1 protein-coding gene is annotated in these 286 nt (G+C 50.7%); it reads right to left on the bottom strand.

Annotation, left to right across the window (positions count from 1 at the left end):
- The coding region (locus NE473_RS32265) for a glycoside hydrolase family 88 protein (protein ID WP_256265736.1) at positions 1–286 on the bottom strand (286 nt) is incomplete at both ends.

Raw genomic sequence — 286 nt, forward strand, 5'->3', positions numbered from 1 at the left:
CAAGCTTGATTCCCTTTAAGATTCCTGCGGTGATGGCAGCGGAGCTGGACACCTCCTCGTAACTGGTCGGATCATCGAGAACGGTATGCCACAATCCTGAGCTGCTCTGCAGCTTCTTTAACGTATGAACCTGGCTCTTATAGGTGTTCACAATAAATTCCCGGACACCTGCATCCAGACTGCCCTTAAACATTTCCAAATACTCGAGGATTCCCACCGTAAACCAGCTGTTTCCGTGGCACCAGAAGACGCCTCCGAAATTATCCCGCGTATTGAAGGTCCAGCC

Origin of the sequence: Hungatella sp. SL.1.14, from assembly GCF_024460495.1 — a bacterium.
Taxonomy (GTDB): domain Bacteria; phylum Bacillota; class Clostridia; order Lachnospirales; family Lachnospiraceae; genus Hungatella; species Hungatella hathewayi.